Source organism: Bacillus sp. AFS053548 (assembly GCF_002575105.1).
Lineage (GTDB): Bacteria > Bacillota > Bacilli > Bacillales > Bacillaceae_G > Gottfriedia.
In genome coordinates this window covers 1-7,375 of the sequence record NZ_NUHI01000053.1, presented here as the reverse complement: position 1 = coordinate 7,375, position 7,375 = coordinate 1, and the positions used below count along the sequence as shown (strand labels likewise).

Annotated in this window: 6 protein-coding genes and 1 other annotated feature; of the genes, 3 read left to right on the top strand and 3 right to left on the bottom strand. The window is 36.9% G+C overall.

Annotated features, from left to right (window positions below):
- Nucleotides 1-340 precede the first annotated feature (340 nt).
- Nucleotides 341-1,162 carry a pyrroline-5-carboxylate reductase gene (gene proC / locus CN946_RS20740; RefSeq protein ID WP_088013172.1) on the bottom strand — a complete coding sequence of 274 codons (822 nt, stop codon included), beginning with the start codon at nucleotides 1,160-1,162 and terminating at the stop codon, nucleotides 341-343.
- A gap of 393 nt (nucleotides 1,163-1,555) precedes the next feature.
- Nucleotides 1,556-1,768: a binding site (T-box leader), on the top strand.
- 103 nt (nucleotides 1,769-1,871) lie between these two features.
- Between proC and proB the strand changes: the two genes are divergently transcribed.
- Nucleotides 1,872-2,975, top strand: a complete 1,104-nt coding sequence (gene proB / locus CN946_RS20735; RefSeq protein ID WP_098862827.1) for a glutamate 5-kinase — start codon at nucleotides 1,872-1,874, stop codon at nucleotides 2,973-2,975.
- A 166-nt stretch (nucleotides 2,976-3,141) separates the two neighbouring features.
- The gene (locus tag CN946_RS20730; RefSeq protein ID WP_098862826.1) at nucleotides 3,142-4,389 is read left to right on the top strand and encodes a glutamate-5-semialdehyde dehydrogenase; all 1,248 of its coding nucleotides are present in this window, start codon (nucleotides 3,142-3,144) and stop codon (nucleotides 4,387-4,389) included.
- Between the two features lie 559 nt (nucleotides 4,390-4,948).
- On the opposite strand, the gene CN946_RS20720 is transcribed toward CN946_RS20730, so the two are convergent.
- Nucleotides 4,949-5,227 (bottom strand): IS110 family transposase, encoded by a 279-nt coding sequence (locus CN946_RS20720; protein WP_098862825.1) that lies wholly within the window; start codon nucleotides 5,225-5,227, stop codon nucleotides 4,949-4,951.
- Nucleotides 5,228-5,499: 272 nt separating this feature from the next.
- The gene (locus CN946_RS20715) at nucleotides 5,500-6,045 is read right to left on the bottom strand and encodes a hypothetical protein (RefSeq protein WP_098862824.1); all 546 of its coding nucleotides are present in this window, start codon (nucleotides 6,043-6,045) and stop codon (nucleotides 5,500-5,502) included.
- Nucleotides 6,046-6,385: 340 nt separating this feature from the next.
- On the opposite strand from CN946_RS20715, the gene CN946_RS20710 reads away from it, so the two are divergent.
- Nucleotides 6,386-7,375 (top strand): IS110 family RNA-guided transposase (locus tag CN946_RS20710; RefSeq protein ID WP_098862823.1); only part of this gene is annotated, 990 nt, incomplete at its 3' end.

Below are 7,375 nucleotides of genomic sequence, written 5' to 3'. Positions count from 1 at the left end.
GCTCGGCCGCACACGCATGCGATAGTTACATAAAGTTATAGCATTTGAAAGCTAATTAGAACTCGAGCGCCTTTCTGTTATTCCATACGTGTCGCTTCGGTATAAAATGGGCCGATAACCACGGAATGTACAGCTATCGCCTACATTTCGTAGGCTCCTGTTCCGTTTCCGGCAAGTCGTAATACCGAACGAAGCGAAAACCTTTAAGATCAAGAGAATAAAATAATAAAAGAATAAAAGACCAGAAGGAAACAGCCGCACATATATTAAAATTTTTGCACCAGAACCGAAAAAGACGATTTTTCGTTCAAAACTGAACAAAAAATCGTCTTTTTTTGTTTTACATATGTTTTATGAGACTGGATAGTTCAACAGACTTTTGCGTACAACGCTTTATAGCTGAAATGATAGCTGTTCTTAAGCCTTTTTCCTCTAATATTGCTACAGCTTCTATTGTCGTTCCACCTGGAGAACAAACCATGTCTTTCAATGCACCTGGATGTATTCCCGTTTCCAGTACCATTTTTGCAGAGCCTAATACAGCTTGAGCTGCGAATTTATATGCTTGATTTCTTGGCATACCATCTAATACAGCAGCATCTGCCATGGCTTCTATAAACATATATACATATGCTGGCGAAGAACCACTTACAGATGTTACAACATCCATTAATTTTTCGTTTACTATCTCTGTTTGGCCAAAACTATTAAAAATGTTCAGTATATCCTCTAAATCTTTTTCTGTAACCATTTCATTAGGACATAACGCAGACATTCCTTCTCCAACAAGAGCAGGTGTATTAGGCATTACTCTTACAACCTTTAACTTTTTATCAAAAGCTTCCTCAGTACTTTTAATGCTTTTTCCTGCAGCGATAGTTACGACTATAACATCGTTTTTTATCTGTTCGTTTATTTCGTTAATTACTGATGAGTATAGGTCTGGTTTGATAGATAAAATTAAAATGTCAGCATTTTTAGCTACCTCATTGTTGTCAGTAGTTGTTGTTATACCATATTTTTTACTAGCATTTTTTAAATTTGTATGGTTTAAATCTGAACAAATTATTTTATCCGAAGGCACTATATTTTTGGTTATCATCCCACCAATCATAGCTATCCCCATATTTCCGCATCCAATGAATCCAATTTGTTTATCCATATTTACTCAATTTTGCTCCTTCTAAAATAAATTATATCGGTTTGAAATTATTATTCTGAAAAAATAAATAATATCCCATGCAATATAAAAAAACATTTTAAGAGAGTACATTGTTTTTTGCAATATAAAAAAATATAGAAATCAGTTTTATTCTGTATGAAACGCGTATATTCTAAATAATTTAGTATCTTTGTTATATATTAACTAATCAAATTTTAAATCATGTTGAAGATTAGTAATACGTCACTATTAACAACGTAATGAATATAAAAAAACTTATGTTTAGACATGAATTTCACTTTATGCTAAGAGATGTTTAGAAAATTAATTTAATTTAAAAAATGCCTCTTGACATAAAAACGTACTATATTGCATAATGTATAAAAATCAAATTGAAAATCGTCGAAGGGAACTAGTACATATATCTTCTTGCGAAAGAGAGTGGAATTCACCGGCTGAAAGATTCCTCGTATAGAAAGTATCGAACCTATCCCTGAGTCTTAAACGAAAGTTTAGGCGTATACCTTCGTTATAGGTGTCAAGCGGATATATATATTTATATCAATAAAGGTGGTACCGCGGAACAATGACCGTTTCGTCCTTTTTATTAAGGGCGAAGCGGTCATTTTTATTTTGCTCTTTATTGCTAAATAGCATGTTAGAAGTTTAATTTACAAAAAAATTCGCATTTAGAATAGGAGGGACAAAAGTGAAAAAACAGCGAATTGTCGTGAAAATTGGAAGCAGTTCCTTGGCAGTTAATCATGGAGGGATCTCTGAGGAGCAGCTTTCTGATCATGTTGCTGCTTTGGCGCAATTGAAACAGGAAGGACATGAAGTGTTGCTGGTTACATCTGGGGCAATTGCTGCAGGTTTTTCTGCTCTTGGGTATCCAAGTCGACCTGTAACAATTAAAGGGAAGCAGGCTGCCGCGGCTGTAGGACAAAGTCTGTTAATGCAGGCGTATACGGAGGAATTCCGTAAATATGGTATCGTTACCGCGCAGCTTTTGCTGACGAGAATTGATTTTTCTAGAAAGGATCAATACAGTAATGCATATGCCACTTTAGGAGAGCTACTAAATCGTTCCTCTCTTCCAATAATCAATGAAAATGATTCAATTTCTTTAGAGGAGCTGACTTTTGGTGATAATGATATGCTGTCAGCTTTAGTGAGTGGGCTTGTTTCGGCGGATATGCTCATGATTTTTACGGATGTGAACGGTTTATATGACCAAAACCCTCAGAAAAATGCGGACGCGAAAAAGTATTATTTCCTCCCTGAGGTTACGGAAGAAATTGCTTCTCTTGCTGAAGATGCGGGCTCAAAACTTGGGACTGGCGGTATGAAATCAAAAATCGATGCTGCAAAGACCGCACTATCTCTTGGAGTGAGTGTATTTATCGGAACAGGACGTGGACAGGAGAAGTTTTTAGATGTTTTGAAGGGTAAAGGTGATGGAACGTATATCGGTAATGCTCCTCAAAAAGTGATTAAGATGAACAAGCAATGGATCGCGCTACATTCGCTTGTTAGTGGACAAATTGAAGTAGATGCTGGGGCAGCCTCTGCCATCATTCATCATGGAAAAAGTCTTCTTCCTGCTGGTGTTACTAATGTGTCTGGGTTCTTTCGAGCGGGCGAAGTTGTGGAGGTCATCACACAACAAGGACTCTTGATAGGGAAAGGTCAGTGTAGATATAGTGCAAAGGAACTACAGGATATAAAAGGGATGCAGAGTCACGTCATTCAGGCTCAAGGCGTAAGACATAGCTATGAAGTCATTCATAGGGATAATTGGGTTTCATTTTAAGAATAGAGAGGATCCGTTCAAGTGAAGAGGGCGGAATCCTCCGTCCTAAATCTGATTGATTCACCTAATATCTATGTAGAAGAGTCTTGGATGATCGTTCCAAGTTGTCAAAGTTAAACATGCCTCAAGTTTTTATATTTTGAATCTTTAAAAGGAGGAAATGAAGATGAATGAAGTATTAGAAAAGGGACAAAAAGCGAAAAAGATAGCTGGAGAACTTGTTCTCAAATCCACAGTTCAAAAAAACAAGGCACTTGCTGCGATTGCGGATCAATTGATAATAGAAACACCCTATATTTTGGAGGAGAACAAAAGAGATATTGAAGTAGGTAAAGCAAAAGGAATGTCTGCTTCTATACTTGACCGCCTTACGCTGAATGAACAGCGCATTATTGATATGACAGAGGGTATCCGGCAGCTAATTGATTTGCGTGATCCTGTTGGAGAATGTGTAACCACATGGGAAAGACCGAATGGATTGTCTATTCAAGAAATGCGTGTGCCACTAGGTGTTGTCGGGATGATTTACGAAGCGCGACCGAATGTAACTGTGGATGCGGCCACAATTTGCTTGAAAACAGGAAACGCAGTGATCTTGCGTGGCAGTTCTTCCGCTACTTATTCTAACAAAGCCATCGTAGCTGTCATTCACCGAGCTCTTAGACAAACGAGCTTGCCTCCAGAAAGCGTACAGCTCATTGAAGATACGTCACGATATAGTGCAAAGCAGCTGTTTACATTAAATGAGTATTTGGATGTTCTTATCCCAAGAGGTGGCAAACAGCTAATAGATACTGTAGTGAGAGAAGCGTCTGTTCCTGTATTGGAAACAGGTGCGGGAAATTGTCACATTTTCATTGATGAAACAGCGGATAAACAGATGGCATTTGATATTATTATAAATGCAAAAACACAGCGACCATCTGTATGTAATGCAATTGAAACAATTATACTTCATGAGGAGTGGGCGCACCGATTTGGTACCGATCTCTTTTCTTCCTTAAAGGAGAAAGGAGTAGAGCTACGTGGAGATAAGAAGGCACTGGCTATCGATTCTTCTATTGTACCTGCTTCAGAAGAAGACTGGGGAACTGAATTTTTGTCTCTCACGCTGGCAGTCAAAATGGTCTCCTCTGTTGAAGAAGCTATTAACCACATCAATACTTATGGATCCATGCATTCCGAAGCGATTATTACAGAAAGGGAAGAAAGTGTGAACAAGTTTTTCACGTCCGTAGATGCCTCGGCGCTCTACCATAATGCTTCGACTCGCTTTACTGATGGTTTTGAATTTGGCTTTGGTGCAGAAATCGGCATCAGTACGCAAAAGCTACATGTAAGGGGACCAATGGGACTTCCTGCATTGACTTCTACAAAATACGTGATTCGTGGAAATGGACAAATTCGGAGATAAGGAATGTAGGGAAAGAGGCAAATCCTTATGATGATCATAAACGTCAAGTAACTCCAAATATACAATAAAAGTTGATTTTAGAGTTATTTTTTGTTTTCTTCACTTTTTTTCGGCACTCTGCATCTAGACAGTAAATTTGTTGACCACGGCAAGACTCTAACAATTTCTTCTTTATAATTTAAATCGGTTCTGGTGCAAATGATATGTAAATTAGAAATATAGTGATTCTGTTGCAAAGTTTTCTAAATGAAGCTACACTCTAGGAAAAAGGAACGAGGAGAATCGCAAATGCGATATTTTAAAGGAAAAAAGTTCAAAAAAGATATTATTTTGGTAGCCGTCGGGTACTATTGCCTTGCTTAGGATTTGTTCCAAAGTATTATTCTCGTGAAATTTTTAAGATGATTAATTCTGGTTAAGATTATGTTGCAAAGATTAATAAACTTGATATTAATTATTCAAATCCTGATGGATAAAAATATTTGTAGAAGTAATCCTACAAGATTATAAAACTAATATGCCATCCTTAAAAAGGGTGGCTTTCCTAGTATTATCCAACTTATCTAGGACTCTTAATAAAAAATAATAAGCTTCGCATATAATTCAAGTTATCTAAGAACTGCGTAACGGGTGAATGGTAATGTCCTGTTGATTCCATTATTAATACTGGTTTTGTATTCGTTAATTCTTCGATTTTCTGTAAGAATTGAAGTAGCTGCTCAAATCCTTCAACTGTATGTAAAATCTTAAAACTTCTTTTAAAAGGAGTCTTTTTATCTAAAAAAGCTTGAATCTGACTTTCTCCTTTTGCGACATCCAGACCAACTACTGGATTCATAAATATCTCCTCCTAAAACTAAATTTATCGGTTCCCCTAATACTCCCTTATAGTGTCATAGGTTCGCTTGTTATGCGGGATTCTTGTCCCAACCAGCCCAAAGCATGTTTCTATAAGTTTGGGGGTGAACTGTTTAGTTGACGGGGTCCAAGCCCCACGAGTGCTTCGTTCTGCCCCGACTACTTAATCATAAGACCATATAAAAAATGGTCAACCAGAAATTTTAACTGGTTGACCTTATAATACGAACGCATTGTGTTAATTACATAAGATTAACCTTTATTTATTAGTTTAAAAACATAATTTAATAGTTCATCAAACTCCATCCAAAACTTATTAAATTGTCCTTCAAACATCTCGTTTTGTTCGAAATTCTTAGATTGTTTTAAATAAAAGTCTTTTGCAGTTAAAGCAAAATTATAAATTTCATTAACATATTGAATTAATGGTATGGCAATTCTAATGTCCGAGTATATAATTTCCCCATCATTTTTTTTTAAATCAAACAATTCTACAATATTTTGCTTGTGCTTAACCTTCCAACCTACATTAAAAGGACAAAACATCATGAAACATCCGCAATGAAAAATTTCATATTCCTCATTGATCATTTCTTTTGGATAATATAAAGGTTTATCATTGTTTGGAAAATCATTTTTAACCGTTCTTAACAATGAAAGTGCTGACTCACTAATATTCCATTCTTCACCGTCTTTACCATCCAGTAAGACTGTATCTCCTACACGAAGAAAAATATCTCCGTGTGAGCATAAATCGTCTTCTGGAACACCGATCCAATACTGTTTTAATATTTTCAATTCGAATTTTATGTTAATAAAATCACACCCTTTTTGTTGGAAAAATCACTCTAATTATAACATTCCTTATTTAACTAACCTGCCATTTAGCCACCCATGCAGCGCAAGCGCTGCACCACAGCGAATGAAAAAGAATTAAAATCGTCAATACTGCTTCTATGGCTGGGTGAGGAAGGTCGATCAACTATGGTGCCATTAGAGCCCATCATTTAGTCTGACTCCAACGATCACGGTGCATCACAGTCTGTCGCTCCCTTACAGGAAGCACTCATGGTAGATTAATCCTATTCTGATTATTGCACCAGCCTCTATTTTTAAAGCCATAGGGAGGATGAATTCAATGGAAGTAATCATTGAACGAGTTTGCGGAATGGATGTTCATAAGGACAACATTACCGCATGTATTATGACACCTGAAGGAAAGGAGATTCAAACGTTTTCTACGAAGACGATTTTTTTAATTAAACTGATGGATTGGATAAGATCAAATGGATGTACCCATGTCGCAATGGAAAGTACAGGTGTGTATTGGAAACCCATTGTTAATTTAATTGAAGCTGAAGATTTAGAGGTTTTTGTCGTCAACGCACAACATATGAAAGCTGTTCCTGGACGAAAAACTGACGTAAAAGATGCAGAATGGATCGCCCAACTTCTCCCTCATGGGTTACTAACAGCCAGCTTCATTCCCAATCGACAACAACGCGAATTAAGAGAACTAGTTCGATATCGTAGAAGTATAATTGAAGAACGATCTAGACAACTTAATAGAATTCAAAAAGTACTGGAAGGTGCGAATATTAAACTGGGCTCTGTTGTTTCAGATATTATGGGTGTTTCATCTAAAGAAATGCTTTACGCTATTGCAGATGGTGAAGAAGATCCTACGAAACTAGCAAGTATGGCTCGTCGCTCATTAAAACGCAAAAAGGATGAACTTGAGCTCGCTCTACGAGGTTATGTTAATCCTCATCAACGTATGATGCTGAAAACAATATTAACTCACATTGATTTTCTAACTGAACAAATTGAAAAACTCGATTTAGAAGTAACCCAAAGAGTAAGCTCTTATCAAGAAGACATAGAACGACTGGACTCAATTCCAGGTATCGCTACACGTATGGCTGAACAGATACTAGCCGAAATTGGAACAGATTTAGAGAACCAGTTTGGGAGTGCACCCCGATTATGTTCCTGGGCAGCATTAGTTCCTGGACATAATGAAAGCGCTGGTAAAAGGAAATCAACTAAATCAAAAAAAGGCAACAAGTATTTGAAAGCAGCCTTAACTGAAGCCGCACATTCTGTGGGTGCATCCAAAAACTACCTT